Origin of the sequence: Companilactobacillus nantensis DSM 16982, assembly GCF_001435815.1 — a bacterium.
In the GTDB taxonomy this organism is placed as follows: Bacteria; Bacillota; Bacilli; order Lactobacillales; family Lactobacillaceae; genus Companilactobacillus; species Companilactobacillus nantensis.
Map to the genome: position 1 here is coordinate 34,310 of NZ_AZFV01000010.1, position 17,176 is coordinate 51,485.

A 17,176-nucleotide genomic window follows, 5' to 3' on the forward strand; every position below is an offset into this window, starting at 1 on the left:
ATTATTTTATGTGTGGAATTGTCGGATTCGTAGATAAAAACATTGCAGATAAAAAACCTGTAATTGAAGCGATGATGGAAACAATCAAGCACCGTGGACCAAACAGTTCTGGTGAACTATTTGAAGGAGACGCTGCTTTAGGCTTTCGCCGTTTGAGTATCATTGATATTAACAGTGGTATGCAACCTATTTATAACGAAGATAGATCAAAGGCCATTATTTTTAATGGTGAAATTTACAATTATCAAGATATTAGAAAAGATTTGAAGAAAGACGGACACATTTTCACAACTGATACTGATACCGAAGTTCTTTTGCATGGTTTTGAAGAATGGGGCATCGAAGGTTTATTGAAAAAGGTTCGTGGGATGTTTGCATTCGTTATTTATGACCTTAAGACTGGTGATATGACTGGTGCTAGAGACTTCTTTGGTATCAAGCCTTTGTATTACTATAACCGTGAAGGTACATTTATTTTTGGTTCAGAAATTAAAGCATTCTTGAAGGAACCAAACTTCAAGATGGAACTAAATAAAGCTGCTTTGAAGCCATATTTGACTTTCCAATACTCAGCTATGAACGAAACATTCTTCAAGAACGTCTTCAAGATTCCTGAAGGCCACTACTTTACATTTAAGAATGGTAAGTTGAGTATCAAGAAGTACTGGGATATGGAATTCAAAGCTAACAACTTGTCATTTGAAGAAACTGTTAAACGTATCGACAAGTCATTGCGTGAATCTGTTGAAGAACACTCAATCAGTGATGTGCCAGTTGGTTCATTACTTTCAAGTGGTGTTGATTCAAGTTACGTTACAGCTATCTTGAAGCCACAACATACTTATTCAATTGATTTTGATACAAGTACTTATGAAGAAGGTACAGCTGCCAAGATGTTAGCTGATAAGCTAGGTCTTGAAAATACACGTGGTATCGTTACAAAAGAAGAGGCCATCAAGTCACTTCCTTTGATTCAATACTATATGGATGAACCAGACGCTAACCCTTCATCAGTGCCACTATACTTTTTAACAAAACTAGCTAGTCGTGATGTTACGGTTATCCTTTCTGGTGAAGGTGCCGATGAATTGTTCGCCGGTTATGCTAACTATGGTTTCCACTCACATTCCAAGGCAATTCGTGTAATTGCTGAAGATTTGAAGAAACTACCTAAGGGTGTTAAGTACAAGTTGGCTCATGGTTTGAAGAAGATGCCAAACTTCCCAGGAAGATTACACTTGTACGAATCAACAGCTAAGGCTGAAGAATTCTTTATCGGACAAGCTAAAGTCTTTACTGAAAAAGAAGCTGCTGCTTTAGTTAAGCCAGAATTTGAAAAATCACGTTCTGTACATGACATCGTTATGAAGAGTTATAACAAAGTTCGTGACTACAATGATGAAGTTAAGAAGATGCAATATCTTGACCTTCACCAATTCATGGCTGGCGATATCATCCTTAAAGCTGACCGTATGAGTATGGCCAACTCAATGGAATTACGTGTACCATTCCTAGATAAAGAAGTTGCAAAAGTTGCTGCCGGCGTACCTACAAAGTATCTTTTGAACAGTAAAGATAGTAAGTATGCATTGCGTGTTGCTGCTGAACGTGCACTTCCTTCAGAATGGGCTAAGCGTGAAAAATTAGGTTTCCCAGTACCAATTCGTGACTGGATTAGAACTAAGGAAGTTTACGAAGACTTCCGTAAGTTGTTCAGTGCTGATTTTGCTGCCGAATTCTTTGATCAAGATGCTATTTTGAAGATGCTTGATGGTTGTTATCGTGGTGAAAACGATGATCGTCGTAAAGTATGGACAATTTATTCATTCTTGATTTGGTATAAAGTATTCTTCATCGATGGTGGTAAGAAACCAGATGTTGATCCTCAAGTATTTGTACCTGAAGATGAAAACAAAGATTAGTTTTATAGTCTTAATATAATAATTGTAGAAAAGTAAAAGAAGTTGTTTCTAACTTGATGATATTTCAAGTCGGAGACAACTTCTTTTTGTTATAGTGAAAAATTAGTTAAGTGAAAATCTCACCTTTTTGGTGAATTATGGGTTATGGCATTTCACAACCAAAATAACGCTTATGAAAGCGCTTTATTAAATTGCTTATAGAGTTATTATTAAATGTATCAAGGATGTTTTTGCTTTAAAGTTAAAGATTTAAAAGGAACCCATGGCTCTGGTATTAAAGGTATTGATTGATGTTTATTGTTTGGCAAGAGAATTTATTAATTAAGTAAATAAATTTTTCCGGGAGGCAACGAATGAGATTTAATCAATTGAAAAGAGACCCTAACACGGTTATCAGAAAAAAACTTTATAGGAAAGGTAAGAGTTGGGTAGTCGCTTCGTCTTTAGCTTTGGCAAGTGGACTGATATTTTTAGGAACTAGTGGCATTTCAGTACAGGCTGATGTAGTTAACTCAGATACAGAAGAGCGGTCTGTGGCAGATGTTGATGATATTCAACAAAAAGAAACTACTCCAACAGAAACCAGCCAATCTACAGGATTGTTAGATACTCCAGCTGATGAAACACAAGATAAAGAGGGATTAGTTTCTACAGAGGAACCAGTTTCTGATGAAACATCTTCAAACGATGCAACAGATGAAGACCAACAATCAATTGAAAATGCTAATTCTGATGACCCTCCAGCTGGAACTGAAACACAACAAACAATAATAAAAGATTATAATCCCGATGCAGACTTTGTTGATAATACCAATGAATATTACCAGTCTGGAACAGATTATACGATTCCAGATGAGCAAATTCCGGATAAAATTCATCAAGAAGGTATTTTTCAAAGTGGAATGGATGGGACGTCTCCTTACTTTGTAACTAACGAAAAAAATCTTTATTTTCTTGATGGGACATTGGATGCTACTTATACTAGAAACTTGATTGGTGATTCTGATTTTATGAAGAAAAATGTTCTTAATATTGATACATCATTAGCAGATCGCGTATATTTTCCAAAAAAATCGGATGGAATGTTTTCCCAACTTGGAAATGAAGAGTTTTGGGGGATGATTGCGGAATATTCTCCAAAGTTGAATCTTTCTAAAGTTGATACAAGTAATGTGACGAGTATGAATGGATTGTTTAGTGGTGACTATCTTTCATCACTTGATTTAAGTAGTTTTAATACACGGTTTGTGACTAATATGTCTAATATGTTTGGTGGTACGACAGTACCCGAGCTTGATTTAAGCTCCTTTGATACAAGTAATGTGACCGATATGTCTGACATGTTTAATAGTACAGCGATACCAGTGTTGGATTTAGGTGGCTTTAATACAACTAACGTGAAGAATATGTCTAATATGTTCAGTGGTATTAATTACCAAAAAGCAATTTCAGGACAAGCTGTTACATCACTTGATTTAAGTAGTTTCAATACAGGTAATGTAACTAATATGTCTAATATGTTTAGTTCTTCAGTGTTCTCAACACTTAATTTAAAGTCCTTTGATACCAGTCAAGTGACTGATATGTCATATATGTTTTCAGAAGCAGCAGTTCCCATACTTGATTTAAGTAGTTTCGATACAAGTAATGTTCAAACAATGAAGTGCATGTTTGATCAATTTAATGCGGTGCAAAATAGTAGTAATAATGAGTTTGCATACCCTCTGGCTACTTTAAATGTTTCTAGTTTTAAGGGTGGTGGGTTAAATACCTCAGACGCTATTGATAATATGTTTAGCAGTGCAAGAGTTACAAATATAAATATGCCTAATTTTAAGATCGATTCAGATGCAATTACTTCTGAAACTTCAATTTTTAACGGACTTACTGCGGATACAGTTTCGATTCCTAATTTCGATGGTTCAAAGATTAAAAATTGGGATAAGACCTTTACGGATGCGCGCATAAATAAACTAGATATTAGTAATTGGAGTATGTTAACTAATTCAGATACGGAAATGTTTTTTGGAGCAGTTATCAAACAAATTACGTTAGGACCAACCAATAGTTTTATAGAGGACATAATCCTGTCTTTTAGGGACAATAATGATGGGATGAATATTCCGGATAAAGATGATCAATGGATAAGCATTGGTGAAAATGGTGTAGTTGATCCTACAACGACTTTCTACGCACTTCCAATAAGTGAAGAGGCTGCGAAATATAACGATGATGATGCAGTTCAGTATGGTGTAGGTCATTATTACAATGGTTCAGGAGAATTAGGAGTTAAAACCTTCGTGCCAGATGTCGATATCATTGGTAAAGTTACTTTGAATGTTTCTACTACAGTTGACGGCAAAGATGATGAAGATGTGACATATCCTGATTTATATGGAAAAATTGGTATTCCAATCACCCTTGATGTACCTCCTAAGGAAGGCTATCAAGCAGATAAAAAGACTATCACAGCAACCGTAACGGATAGTGGCATCACAACGGAAGATGATATTAACTATACAAAGATTTCAACCGGAGGAACTGGTGGAAGTAGCGGCACCTCACAAAATATTTTCATCTCTGACAGACCTCAAACAGCAAATTACCAAAGAATAGCCATTTATCCCGACCAAGGTAGTGTGACTTTATACAAACAAGAAGGTCAGAAATTTGTACCTATCACAGACCGTGCATTGGAAGCGGATAGTGGTTGGTATTATGATAAAGTGGCTTATGTTGGTAGTGAAAATTCTGGGATGAAGTATTATCGTGTATCGACCAATGAATGGGTTAGAGCTAACCAAGCGTATCTTTATCAACCTAATAAAGTTGTTATTAGAACTAAAGCTGGTGACCCAAAGCAATTGATTCATTCAGAGGGAACTTTGGCAACAAGTAGAATGATCAGTCCAAATACCGATTGGTATAGTGACTTGATTGGCTACCTCGGTGAAGGACAATATTATCGAGTAGCTACGAATGAATTTGTTAATAAAGCAGATGTTACAGTAATTCAAGATGCATAGATTTGAAATGAATTAGAATAAAATTTAAAAATAGACCGGATAAATTTATCTGGTCTATTTTTTCGTACTGGTGTAAAAAGTCATGATATTTTTAATACGACTTTCTATATTTTAAAAACTAAATATGTCTTAAAAATTAATAAAGAAAGAATAATTTATTCGATATAAATTGACCGATAAATTTTATATAGCGTTATTATTAAGGTATTAAGGAATTGGCATGTTAATTAAACACAGTATAAGGAAATAAAGAATATCACTAGAAAAGATGCATGTATTTAGTTGACCGCCTTGAGGAAGGTGAGAGCTACAAACTAGTTACCAGTAAGCTTGTATAAAATTCAAACGTTAATTGATATTTAAAGTTAAAGGAATAACTGAAAAAAATAACTTATAGGAGAGTTTATTTTTTTAGTTTTGATATTTTTGGAAAATTTTATTATTTGTAAGAGAACCGTGCAATTATAAATGAGTTCTCCAGGGAGACGACTAATGAGATTTAATCAATTGAAAAAAAATCCTAATGCAATTATTCGGAAGAAACTTTACAAAAAAGGTAAATGTTGGGTTGTCGCTTCATCTTTGGCTTTTGCCAGTGGACTGATGCTTTTAGGAGCTAGTGGGATGTCAGTTCAGGCAGATGCAGTTGGTAATAGTGTGACTCAAGGACAAACTGTTATGGATAGTGACACTTCAACATCTAATGGAAACGAGTCTACCGGAACTCAGACTCCTGCACCCGCTGCCGCTAAAAATGGTACATCAGCGGATGACGTTAACCAGAAATCTGTTCTGAATACTCAAGATAAGCAACAACCTCAGAATGTGCAAGGCAACCCTGAACCAGTAGATAATCAAAACCTAGCAACGGGTAATGGAAATGGTGGAAATACAGAACAACCAAGTGGTATGACAAAGCCTGAATCTCTTACTGTTGCAGAGGAATCAGCAGCAGGTGAATCTCAGCCTCAGCAAGTAACGGGTGATTCTGAAATTGTACAATATGACCCAAATACAGGATATACAGATACAACTAATTGGGTTAAATCAGGTACGCAATACAATATTGATGATAGCCAAATTCCTCCTGAGATTAAAAAAGAGGGTATTTATCAACAGGGGATGGACGGAACATCACCTTATTTTATAACGAATGCTAAAAATTTATATTTTCTGAATGGTACCTTAGATGCAATTTATACTAAGACTATGTTAGAGAATTCGGACTTTATGAAAGCTCATGTTCTTAACATTGATACATCAGTGGCTACTAAGAAAGTGTATCTTCCAAAAGATTCAAGCGGTTTATTTAGTGAAATTGGATCATCACAAATGTTAGACTCGAAAGGGCACGTCTTTTTTCCAGAATATGCTCCAAAAATGAATTTATCTAAAGTTGATACAAGTTATGTAACAAATATGAATTCAATGTTTAAAGATGATGTTTTGCCATCACTGGACTTGGGCTCCTTTATAACCAAGAATGTAACGGATATGTCAAGTATGTTTAGTGGTACTAAAGCCTCAGAGTTGAACCTAAGTTCCTTTGATACAAGTTTAGTGACAAATATGTCGTACATGTTTTCAGATTCAGATCTGCCAATACCTGATTTAAGTAACTTTGATACGCATAAAGTGACTGATATGTCATTTATGTTTACTGATGTTAATTCTTCTAATGCATACTCAGGATTATCAGTTCCAACACTTGACTTAAGTAGTTTTAATACAAGTTCGGTTACTAATATGTCGTCTATGTTTGCTCGAGCAGTATTCTCTGCACTTAATTTAAAGTCTTTTGATACAAGTAAAGTTACTGATATGTCATATATGTTTTCAGATGCGGAAGTTCCATTACTTGATTTAAGTAGTTTTAATACAAGCAATGTTCAAACAATGTATTCAATATTTAATGGACTTAATTCATTAATAAATAATGGCACGTATATACAATCTCCCGGTGTTTTAAATGTTTCCAGTTTTAAGGGTGATGGTTTAACTGCTTCAAATGCCATTGAAAGTATGTTCATGAATGCAAGAGTTAAAAATATAAATATGCCAGATTTTAAGGCGGATTCAGACACCGTGACGTCAGCCAATTCGATGTTTAATACAATAATGGCAGATACGGTTTCAATCCCTAACTTCGATGGCTCAAAGATTCAAGATTGGGGCAGTGCATTTTACGGTGCACACATAAAAAAGTTGGACATTAGTACGTGGAATATGCTGACCAATTCAGATATTGGGATGTTTTATCAGGCCATTATAAATCAAATTACCTTAGGACCAGCTAATAAATTTCCAGAATATACGAATTTATATTTTAAAGATTATAGTGATACAGATACAGATGCAGACTCAAGTGATCAATGGGTCAGCATTGGTAAAAATGGAGTGGTTGATCCTTCAACGAGTTTTTATGCCCGTTCAGGTTATAAAGATGATTCGGGAAATATACATGATTCGGGAAATGTACATGACGGAATAGACCATTCTTATGATGGTTCAGGAAAAGTAGGCGTTAAAACATTTGTACCTATGGTAGGAATTATTGGCAAAGTCACCTTGAATGCTCCTACTACAGTTGATGGGAAAGCGGGAGAAGATGTAGTTTATCCTGATTTATATGGTAAAATTGGCGTTCCAATTACGCTTGATGTGCCTTCTAAAGAGGGTTATCGAGCAGACAAAAAGACTATTACAGCAACTGTAACAGATAAAGGTATTACAACAGATGACGTTATTAACTATACAAAGATTCCAACTGGTGGAGGCAGTGGTACCTCGGAAAATATTTTCATTTCTGACAGACCTCAAACATCAGATGCTCATAGAATTTCCATCTATCCCGACCAAGGAAATGTAACTTTATACAAGCAAGAGGGTCAAAAATTTGTCCCTATCACAAACCGTGAAGTAGAAGCCGGTAGCGATTGGTACTTTGATAAAGTAGCCAACGTTGGTAGTGAAAATTCTGATATGAAATATTACCGTGTTTCAACTAACGAATGGGTCAGAGCTAACCAAGCTTACCTTTACCAACCTAATAAGGTCATTATTAGAACTAATGCCGGCGCTCCTAAGCAATTGATTCACGCTGAAGGAACCTTGGCAACAAGTAGAATGTTGAGTCCTGATACTGATTGGTACAGTGATTTAATTGGTGATCTTGGTGAAAGTCAATACTACCGAGTAGCTACAAATGAGTTTGTTAAAAAATCAGATGTTACGGTCATTAAAAATGCTTAGTTAAATATAAAGAAGACAATCAGTCGATTAAGCTGAATGTCTTCTTTTTTGTCTCTTTTTTTGGATAAAGTTAAGAAACAATAAAACTATTATCAAACCTAAATAGTGGATAAGATTATTTGATATAGTAGACTTGATATTTTTCTAAGTTGAAAAAGCACTCGGGGATTTCGACTAGAAATTGAATTAGGGGTGGAAAAATGGATACTAGCAATGTTACGAATATGAGCCAAATGTTTTTAAATTGTCGGTCACTAAAAAAACTAGATTTATCCAGTTTCAATACTAATAGTGTCCAAGACATGTCACAGATGTTTGGTGGATGCAGTGATTTACGTATGCTCAACATAACTAATTTTGATACGAAAAAAGTAACTAATATGAACGGAATGTTTGCAGGTTGTGAAACATTGGAGGAACTAGATTTATCTAACTTTGACACTAAGAATGTTAAAAGTATGGATAATATGTTCCAAGCAACCGATGCTTTGAAGTCACTTAAATTGGGCGATAAATTTGTCGTGCCCGAAAATAAGGAAAAGGATTTGAAGTTGGTCAACCGGACTTGGATTGATGTCGGTACAGGTACAACGAAGAATCCGAAACCAACTAACAAAATCGGCATTAGTTCTGATGAACTTTTGAAACACCATGATAAAGGCAACTGGGTCGTTAAACCTGAAAAAGAATACCTCGGTAATTTTAGAATTATGGTTGCTAATAATTTGCACAAAGATATCGTTGTGACAGTACCAGATGAAATCCGTCCAGAGTACGTTGGCAGTGTCTTTGAAGTTGCCGTACCACAAATTACTGGATTTAACGCTGATAGAAAGACTTTAACCGTAACAGCAACTGATGAAGGGTTGATCAGCAATGAAGAGGTCACTTATACAGAAGTTGTCGAAAAACCAGCTGTAGTCCAATCCGCAGCTCAAACAACTTCATCAGTACAATTGGCCGAAAAAGTTATCAAGCCAAAAGCCGTTACAACGCCTACACCAACAGTCGAAAAGGCAGCAGGACCCCAAAAGACGGTGGAAACTGAAACAGTTGTAACAGCTAAACCAGAGCCAGAACCATCAGAGGAACAAGGTAAAGTTACAAAATTTATGAACTATATTTCCGTTCACCCAGATTTAAAAGCTGCTAAAACATACAGCATGAATGGAAAAATTAATGACGGCAATACACTTAGACCAGGATACAGTTGGTTCAGTGATAAACAATTGCAACTAGGCAATCAAAAGTATTATCACGTCTTGGGTGATTCATGGATCAAAGCTGAAGATGTTTTTATTTATCGTGAAGCTCAAAATCTAGTTAAGACTAAAGATGTTGTAATGACGAACTTGTTCAATAGTCGAGCAGAGCTGTTAACAAACCGTGGCTTAGGCGCATTGAGCACATGGCAAACATCAAAAGAAGTAATTCTTGGCAATCACAAATACTACCAAATTACTGCCAACGAATTTGTTGATTCAGACAATGTTGAAATAGTAAATGAGTAATTGAATCTAATATAAATATATTAGCCAATATATTAGTTATCTAAATATACTAAACAAAAAAAGAAATAACCTAGCCGGAGGGGGAGAGACAGTCTGCCAGCAGTGAAGGTGGAGTTAGGACGGTGATTTTCCGTTCTTACTCCACGGACGTCTTTTGAAATTCGCGGGTTTTGCGAAGTTCAAAAGCGAGATTTGAGACCTTGGCTCGAATCGGTCCCACAGCAGGCAAGACTGTCTCTCACCCTCCGGCGGAATAATTCAAAAAAAACAAAGCCAAGAATCGTATTCGTTTTACATTATGGATATGATTCTTTTTTTACCAAAAAGACGAAAAATATGATAACCGGGTAGCGTTATGACGTTACTGTCGATATATGATATATTAATAAATGCCGACATAAAATAATTATCGGATTATGTGAGAAAAATTATGATAAAAACGCCATTTCAAGCCTTTTTCAAGCAATAAATTAAGAAAATAATAAGGCTCTAAAATTAAAACCCATAGCGATACTCGTTGTGATAAATTGAGTATGGTATAATTTTGTTTGAAATGTGTGAAAAATTAAAAATAGAATTAATATAGTAAGAGGTTGATCCTTATCGAAACTGAATCAGGAAAAAAATTCACGCCTATTTTATTAGGTAGTGATATGAATGTTTACGGAATGGCTCGTGCTTTCCATGAACTTTATGGGGGCACTGTTAAGGCCTATGCTGATATCCAATTGGCACCTACAAGATATACAAACATCTTAAACTTAACACTTCACCCAGGATTTTCTGAAGACCCTGTTTTTATTGAAAAAATGCGTGAAATTGCGAAAGTTTACCAAAACCATGATGAACCAGTTATTTTAATTGGTTGTGGTGATGGTTATGCCGAACTTATCAGCAAACACAAAGATGAATTATCAAAGACATTTGTCTGCCCATATGTCGATTATGATTTACTAAAATCATTGAATAATAAAGAGAGCTTTTATAAGGTTGCTGACGAACACAATTTGCCACATCCTTTGACGAAGATTATTACCAAAGATATGTATGAAGATAAGCAGGATATGGATGTGCCATTTGATTTCCCAGTGGCTCTAAAACCTGCTAATAGTGTTGAGTGGTTGGATATTCACTTTGAAGGACGTAAAAAAGCCTTCACTATCCATTCACAAGACGAATACATGAGTATCGTCGGCAAAATTTATGACAACGGCTACAAGTCTGATTTGATTTTGCAAGACTTTATCCCTGGTGATGATTCCAACATGCGTGTGTTGAATGCTTACGTTGATCAAGAACATCACGTTAAAATGATGTGTTTAGGTCACCCAATTTTGGAAGACCCCACACCACAATCAATTGGTAACTATGTGGCTATCATTCCTGAATTCAATCAGGATGTTTACGACCGTGTTCAAAAATTCCTTGAAGATATTGAATTCACAGGTTACGCAAACTTCGATATGAAGTATGACGCTCGTGATAAGACATTCAAATTCTTTGAAATTAACTTACGTCAAGGAAGAAGTAGTTTCTTCGTAACTCTTAATGGTTACAATTTGGCTAAGTATGTAGTTGAAGATTACGTTGAAGGCAATCTTGAAAACGAACCAACCGTTTATGCTAACAAGAACAAGGCTCAACATAAACTATGGCTAGGTGTACCAGTTAAAGTCTTCAAGAAGTATGCTGCTAAAAATGACGCCACTGAATATGCTGATGAATTGATCAAACAAGATCGCGTTGGTACAACAGTCTTTTATGATAAAGATAAGTCATTCAGACGTTGGTTGTTGTTAACATACATGTTCCACAACTATGTAAAGAGATTTGATGAATACTTCCAAGAAAACAAAGGACGCGACTTTAAATAATTTAGGAGGATTTATTGATGGACGAAATAAAAGGATACAAAGTTAAAAAGGTAGATTATTCTAAGATTTTGATTTGTGTCGATTCAGACGATTTTGTGTCATCGAAAAACGCTTTTAATTATGCCTGTTCATTAGCAAAACATCACGACGCTGAATTAGGAATTGTTTCAGTATTGGAAACAGGAGATTTGAACATTTTCCAATCCCTTGATCCAGAAGTTTTGAAAGAACGCCGTGAGGAAATCAAGGAATTACTTGAGATGTACGGAGAAAAGGCCGAAGATTTTGGAGTTAAAAATATTCATTTGATGGTAACAGAAGGAACACCGGGAACAACAATCGTTGATAAAGTGATTCCAAGCTTTGAACCAGATCTAGTAATTGTTGGTGTTGAAGAAAAGAATAGAACACGTAATACAATAGGTTCACAGGCTGCTAAGATTGTTAATAATTCTAGATGTTCGGTTAGTGTGATTAGATAGAGAGGGCGAAGACAGGGCGCCCAGCTCCCGAGCATTTGCATGACTTCACGAATTATCCGCGTACTGTGCGGATGATTTGTGAAGTTAGGCAAAGCGGAAGGAGTTGCCCTGCCGTAGCCCGTTTTAGAGCCACTGCCTAACCAGCCGCTCTAAAACAGAACTGCCCAAAAGTAGAATACATAACATCAAGCTCCCCCCAAATGAAAAGCGGTTTTAAAAAATAACTAACATCAAAAAATAAACAAAAAAATAGTGGACAATCCCCAATCAGGGCCTGTCCACTATTTTTAGTAGAAACAAAGAAGCTTTTGAACTAGCATTTTTTTATTTCACTTCACTGGATTTTGAACTCAGTATTAAAATGAACAATCTAAATCTAATACATCATTTCCAACTAAAGAGCCGGAGGGAGGGAGCAGATAGTGCCAGCAGTGATAGTGGAGTTAGGACTTTAGTCCTTACTCCACAGGACGTCTTTTGAAATTCGCTGATTTTTGCGAAGTTCAAAAGCGAGCCTGGAGACCTTGGCTCCAGGCGGTCCCACAGCAGGCACTATCTGCTCCCTCCCGGAGGCGGAAATTTCTAATAAAATAAAAATAGTGATATAGTAGTCACTAAAAAATAACGGCGGTGGATTAAATATGTTAATGAGTAAAGTTATCGGTGGTTCAGGCGACATGGTTGACGCCAAACCAGCCGACTTCAAAGATAATTTGTATTTAGCAGTCAATGGAGCTTGGCAAGAAAATGCTAAGATTCCAGCTGATAAATCACGTACTGGTGGTTTCATGGATCTTGACGAAGGTGTCGAGAAGAAGTTGATGAAAGAATTCCATGAATACGCTGATGGTGAAAAAGAACTTGATGATGATTTAATGACACAAGCAGTTAAACTATATCGTTTAGCTAATAACGTTGATCATTTAAGTAAATTTCACCAACAACCAATTTTGAAAGATATGCAACGTATTAGCGATTTAAGCAATTTACAAGACTTAAGTGAAAATATGGCACAACTTTCTAAAGATGGTTTTCCACTACCAATCAATGGCGATGTTGATGCTGATATGAAAAATACAGCTAAGAATGCTTTTTACATTGGTGGAGCTGGCTTGATCTTGCCTGATAAGTCATACTACGCTGAAGACAATGAATCAGGTAAAAAGTTATTGGCTAAGTACGCTGAAATTGCTGGCCGTTTGCTTTCAATGATTGGTTACAAGCTTGAAGATGCTAAAGAAATCGTTGAAAAAGCTTTGGCATTCGATAAGTCATTAGTTCCAATCGTTAAGAGTTCTGAAGAATGGGCTGACTATACAAAAGTTTATAACCCAATGGACTTTGCTGAATTCATTACTAAATCAGATAAGCTTGATTTGAAGAGCTTAGTTGTTGATTTGATCAATGACACACCAGAAAAAGTTATCATCACAGAACCAAGATATTTGGACAATTTGAACAAACTTGTTAACGACGATACTTTTGAAAATATCAAAGCTTGGATGATGGTTAAATTCTTAACTGGCAATGCTTCAATCCTTGATGAAGAATTCCGTCAAACAATTGGTGAGTATCAACTTGCTAAGAGTGGGGCTAAAGAACTTCAAAACAGAACGAAGTATGCTTATCACTTTGCTTCAGGTATTTTCAGTGAAGTGGTCGGTGCTTACTATGGTAAGAAATACTTTGGTGAAAAAGCTAAAGCTGATGTTCGTAATATGGTCAAAAAAATGATTTCTATTTACGAGCAAAGACTTTCTAACAATACTTGGTTGAGTGCAGATACTAAGAAAAAAGCTGTCGTAAAGCTTGATAAGATTGTTATCAAAGTCGGCTATCCTGATAAGATTCAAGATATTTACAGTAAATTTGAAATTAACGAAAATGATTCGTTGTATGACAATGTTTCACGTATTAAGAAAATTATTACGCAAGACTCATTGGATCAATATCACAAGCCAGTTGATCGTGAAAAATGGTTGATGCCAGGACACATGGTTAACGCTTGTTACGATCCATCACGCAATGACATCACTTTCCCAGCTGCTATTTTACAAGCACCATTCTACAGTTTGGAGCAAACAAATAGTGAAAACTTTGGTGGAATCGGTGCCGTTATCGCCCATGAAATTTCTCACGCCTTTGATAACAATGGTGCGCAATTTGATGAATACGGTAATATGAACAACTGGTGGACTGAAGAAGATTACGCTAAGTTCAAAGATTTAACTAAGAAAATGATTGAAGAATTTGACGGCATTCCATACGCTGGAAGCAAGGTCAATGGTACTTTGGTAGTCAGTGAAAACGTAGCCGATGTCGGTGGATTGCGTTGTGCTTTGGAAGCAGCCAAACAAGATTCAGACTTCGATGCCAAAGCATTCTTCACCAACTGGGCTAAAGTTTGGAGAAACAAGTCAACTAAACAATTGACAGAAATGTTCCTATCAATCGACGTCCACTCACCAGCCCCATTACGTGCAAATGTCATGGCTCAAAACATGGATGAATTCTATGATGCCTTTGACGTTAAACCAGGCGATGGCATGTGGTTAGATGAAGATAAGAGAGTGAATATTTGGTAGAGGGCGGAGACAGGGCGTTCAGCTCCCGAGCATTTGCATGACTTAACGAATTGTCCGCGAACTTTGCGGATGATTTGTTAAGTTAGGTAAAGTGGAAGGAGTTTCCCTGTCGTAGCCCGTTTCAGAGCCACTGCCTATATAAAACAACAAAAGCAATAAATCAAATAAAAAAAGATAGCCAAAGGAAATGAAATTATCATTGATATTTCTAATGGCTATCTTTTTTGTATGTAGTATCAATCTTAATAAACAAATATAAGAATAAATTAGTCGGAGGTCAAAAGCGAGAAAACCTGCAGTGACGGTGGTGTTAGCGATTTATCGCTTACAGCACAGGACGTATTTTGAAATTCGCGTTCTGTGTGAAGTTCAAAATCGAGGGTCGAGACCTTGGCTCGAGCCGGTCCCACAGCAGGGTTTCTCGCATTTTGACCGGAGACGGCATATTTTAAAGACTTACGATTGTTCTAATATGATTAGAAGAGTATTATAGAAACACAAAACTAGTTATGGCGGTGAGTTAATTGAGAATTAATAAAATTATTGGTGGTGCAGGCGATTTAGCCTTAGATACTAAGCCAACCGATTATAAAGATAACTTGTATTTAGCGGTCAACGGAGCTTGGCAGGATTCAGCCCAGATTCCAGCAGATAAATCTAGTGCTGGTGCTTCAGTCGATTTGGAACTAGAAATCGAAAAGAATTTAATGCAAGAATTCCATGACTTTGCTGAAAATGACAGTCAAATTGATAACCCCGAATTGTTACAAGCAGTTAAACTTTATCGCGTTGCTAACAATTCCGAGACATCACAGATGGTGCAAAATAATTCACTGTTAAAAGATATTGACCGTATCAAGGCTCTAAAGTCACTAACCGACTTGAACAAAAATATGGCTGAGTTAGATAAAGATAATTTTCCCTTGCCATTGTCGATTTTTGTAGAAGCTGACATGAAGGATACTGCTAAAAACGTTGCCTATGTTGGGGCAACTGATTTGTTTTTACCTGATAAATCATATTATGAAGCTGATAATCAATTTGGACAAAAGCTATTAGCCAAGTATCTCGACGTTGCAACACGTCTATTACAGAAACTAGGTTACAATCCCGATGATGCCAAAACCACTGTCCAAAAGGCTGCTACATTTGATAAGACACTTGTCCCAATCGTAAAGAGTTCTGAAGAATGGGCTGAATATACGAAAATTTACAATCCATATGATTTTGCGGACTTTACTAAGAAGTCGGCATCATTGAACTTACAAAACTTTGTGACAGGTGAAATCAACGACCAACCAGAAAAGGTTATCGTGGTGGAACCAAGATTTTTAGATAACGTGGATAAATTAATCAATAATGCCAGTTTTGAAAACATCAAAGCTTGGATGATTGTCAGATATGTTATGGGCAATGCCGAAATGGTCAGTGAGGAATTTCGACAAATTTATGGTGAGTTTAGATTAGCTCGGAGTGGTGCAAAGGAACTGCCTAGTCGGGTCAAGTTTGCATATCATTTAACTTCTAAAATGTTTGATGAAGTCGTTGGTGTCTATTATGGACGGAAGTATTTTGGTGAAAAAGCTAAAGCTGACGTTACGAAAATGATTCAACAGATGATTGCAATCTATAAGCAACGTTTAAGCGATAACGATTGGTTAAGCGAATCAACTAAGAAACAGGCCATTGTTAAGTTAGACAAGATTGTTTTGAAAGTTGGCTACCCAGATAAAATGGAAGATATTTATCGCAAATTAACCGTAGACGAGTCAGCTACGCTTTACGACAATATGATTCGTTTGAACCGAATTTTGACACAAGATAATTTGGCCGAATATACACGTCCAGTCGATCGAACAAAATGGTTGATGCCAGGGCACATGGTGAATGCCTGTTACGATTCATCAAGAAACGACATCACTTTCCCAGCCGCTATTTTACAAGCACCATTTTATAGTTTGAAACAAACAAGCAGTGAAAATTACGGTGGTATTGGAGCCACAATTGCCCATGAAATTTCTCACGCGTTTGATAATAATGGCGCCCAATTTGACGAATATGGAAATATGCATGATTGGTGGACCAAAGAAGATTACGCTAAATTTAAACAATTAACCCAACAAATGATTGATCAATTCCAAGGTATCGTTTATGCAGGTGGCAAAGTTAACGGTAAGTTAGTTGTCAGTGAAAATATCGCTGATGTCGGCGGTATGCGTTGTGCAATTGAAGCAGCCAAATTAGAACCAGATTACGACCCCAAACAATTCTTCATCCAGTGGGCCAAATCATGGTGTTTCAAAGCTACTCAAGAATACAACGAAGACCTATTAGCAACCGACGTCCACGCACCACAACCAATGCGAGCCAATGTGATGTCACAAGATTTGAATGAATTTTATGATGCGTTTGATGTCAAACCAGGCGATGGTATGTGGTTGGAACCTGATAAACGTGTTGTAATTTGGTGATAGAGTTATGGTTTTAAAATTGATGTTATAAAAATAAGCTAGATGTTCTCGAG

8 protein-coding genes are annotated in these 17,176 nt (G+C 36.4%); all 8 read left to right on the plus strand.

Annotated features, from left to right (window positions below; translation table 11 throughout):
* The first annotated feature begins 8 nt into the window (after window positions 1-8).
* The 8 genes from asnB (at window position 9) to FD31_RS05785 (ending at window position 17,123) form a co-directional block, all read left to right on the plus strand.
* Window positions 9-1,922 (plus strand): asparagine synthase (glutamine-hydrolyzing), encoded by a 1,914-nt coding sequence (gene asnB / locus FD31_RS05750; protein ID WP_057891816.1) that lies wholly within the window; start codon window positions 9-11, stop codon window positions 1,920-1,922.
* 353 nt (window positions 1,923-2,275) lie between these two features.
* A complete protein-coding gene (locus FD31_RS05755) occupies window positions 2,276-4,948 on the plus strand; it encodes a BspA family leucine-rich repeat surface protein (protein ID WP_057891817.1) in 2,673 nt (890 codons plus the stop codon).
* A gap of 492 nt (window positions 4,949-5,440) precedes the next feature.
* Window positions 5,441-8,200 (plus strand): BspA family leucine-rich repeat surface protein, encoded by a 2,760-nt coding sequence (locus tag FD31_RS05760; protein WP_057891818.1) that lies wholly within the window; start codon window positions 5,441-5,443, stop codon window positions 8,198-8,200.
* A 200-nt stretch (window positions 8,201-8,400) separates the two neighbouring features.
* Window positions 8,401-9,711, plus strand: a complete 1,311-nt coding sequence (locus tag FD31_RS05765; protein ID WP_057891819.1) for a BspA family leucine-rich repeat surface protein — start codon at window positions 8,401-8,403, stop codon at window positions 9,709-9,711.
* A 653-nt stretch (window positions 9,712-10,364) separates the two neighbouring features.
* The gene (locus tag FD31_RS05770) at window positions 10,365-11,585 is read left to right on the plus strand and encodes a carboxylate--amine ligase (RefSeq protein WP_186811236.1); all 1,221 of its coding nucleotides are present in this window, start codon (window positions 10,365-10,367) and stop codon (window positions 11,583-11,585) included.
* A 17-nt stretch (window positions 11,586-11,602) separates the two neighbouring features.
* Window positions 11,603-12,067 carry a universal stress protein gene (locus tag FD31_RS05775; RefSeq protein WP_057891821.1) on the plus strand — a complete coding sequence of 155 codons (465 nt, stop codon included), beginning with the start codon at window positions 11,603-11,605 and terminating at the stop codon, window positions 12,065-12,067.
* Between the two features lie 641 nt (window positions 12,068-12,708).
* Window positions 12,709-14,652 carry a M13 family metallopeptidase gene (locus FD31_RS05780; protein ID WP_164480486.1) on the plus strand — a complete coding sequence of 648 codons (1,944 nt, stop codon included), beginning with the start codon at window positions 12,709-12,711 and terminating at the stop codon, window positions 14,650-14,652.
* A 524-nt stretch (window positions 14,653-15,176) separates the two neighbouring features.
* On the plus strand, window positions 15,177-17,123 hold the full coding sequence (locus FD31_RS05785) for a M13 family metallopeptidase (protein WP_057891822.1): 1,947 nt from the start codon (window positions 15,177-15,179) through the stop codon (window positions 17,121-17,123).
* The last annotated feature ends 53 nt before the right edge of the window (window positions 17,124-17,176 follow it).

Coding starts and splice junctions, on each gene's coding strand:
- FD31_RS05765 (WP_057891819.1), top strand. CDS start 8,401: ATGGATACTAGCAATGTTACGAATATGAGCCAAATGTTTTTAAATTGT.
- FD31_RS05780 (WP_164480486.1), top strand. CDS start 12,709: ATGTTAATGAGTAAAGTTATCGGTGGTTCAGGCGACATGGTTGACGCC.
- FD31_RS05770 (WP_186811236.1), top strand. CDS start 10,365: ATGAATGTTTACGGAATGGCTCGTGCTTTCCATGAACTTTATGGGGGC.
- asnB (WP_057891816.1), top strand. CDS start 9: ATGTGTGGAATTGTCGGATTCGTAGATAAAAACATTGCAGATAAAAAA.
- FD31_RS05760 (WP_057891818.1), top strand. CDS start 5,441: ATGAGATTTAATCAATTGAAAAAAAATCCTAATGCAATTATTCGGAAG.
- FD31_RS05755 (WP_057891817.1), top strand. CDS start 2,276: ATGAGATTTAATCAATTGAAAAGAGACCCTAACACGGTTATCAGAAAA.
- FD31_RS05775 (WP_057891821.1), top strand. CDS start 11,603: ATGGACGAAATAAAAGGATACAAAGTTAAAAAGGTAGATTATTCTAAG.